Genomic DNA, 1,097 nt, shown 5'->3' with positions numbered 1-1,097 from the left:
TCAAATCCGGTTCATGTTGTTTTATGCCCAATGAGAAATGATTTAAATAAGTATGAGAAATACATGATTTTTAAGGTGAAAAGGCATAAAAACAATGAGAAATGCCGTTTCTTATTTTATTTCTCATGCTGATATATTGTTGATTAACAACGAATTGACTTATAAACAATGAGAACATGAGAAATGAAAATGAAAAATCGTTTCTAGTAGCGGATTCTGAACTTGATTTTTTGAGTTCAGCTCCCGTATATCTCTTGGGCCTGACTCATAAATGCGTTATGCCTTCAAATATAAAAGACCAATTGGGATATTTGCAAGTTGCCTATGTATAACTAAAATAATTTTATGTCTCTCCCTCATTTCTTTGTCAATATTGTTTGTTTGCTAAATATAAATTGCTACTTTTGTCGTAGTTTACTTTCGAGCGAAGAAAGTAAGTTTTTGATAATTTTATTGAGAACGGTTATTTGTTACATTCATATATGAAATCCACTAATTTTTTACCAGTGAATGGAATAAGTGACAGGTCTCGCGCACATTTGTATATATACCTTGTTATATACTCAATTGGGCGTGGGGCTATCGCTTATGTTCACTGGGGGTCGTAGTGGATACCTATATATGACATGAGCAGATAGTTTCCACGCTCTTTTTATATATAAACCCTCGCACCTTTGGGAACAGATGCGGCAAACAAGACTAAAACGATGATTAGCGATTTTAAAGAAAACATCATCCGCTTGATGCAACACCCTATCATGCATAAGCCCATAAGTGAACTGACTAGTTCGGAACAAAGCCAGGCTTATGAACTCCTGGATAGTCTGGTTGAGGCTTCCATGGATAACTCCTATACCCAGCTCGACTATATTCAAATTTCCCGTCTGCATTATGCCCTTGGTGAGCTGGCTTATGAACAGTGTGATGATCCTGAACGTATAATTAAATATTTTCTTTCCTCTCTGCATTCCTTGGAGAAGGGGGGAATTGACCTGAGGCTGAACAAATGGGCGGAACTCGTGAATTTGCGGCAGTCTTCTGATTCTTGAATTGCGTAAATCGGATAAAATCATCCGTATACTCCGGATTCATAATCT

The 1,097-nt window shown here is 36.7% G+C and carries 1 protein-coding gene; it reads left to right on the top strand.

Annotated elements, in window-relative coordinates:
- The first annotated feature begins 707 nt into the window (after nucleotides 1-707).
- Nucleotides 708-1,049: a hypothetical protein gene (locus BQ7997_RS00005; RefSeq protein WP_073342324.1), complete on the top strand. Its 342-nt coding sequence runs from the start codon at nucleotides 708-710 to the stop codon at nucleotides 1,047-1,049.
- The last annotated feature ends 48 nt before the right edge of the window (nucleotides 1,050-1,097 follow it).

The sequence above is a fragment of the Bacteroides congonensis genome (assembly GCF_900130125.1).
GTDB classification, from domain to species: domain Bacteria; phylum Bacteroidota; class Bacteroidia; order Bacteroidales; family Bacteroidaceae; genus Bacteroides; species Bacteroides congonensis.
Note: the sequence above shows the minus strand (reverse complement) of the source record. Positions and strands in the feature narration are given on the sequence as shown.

Coding starts and splice junctions, on each gene's coding strand:
- BQ7997_RS00005 (WP_073342324.1), top strand. CDS start 708: ATGATTAGCGATTTTAAAGAAAACATCATCCGCTTGATGCAACACCCT.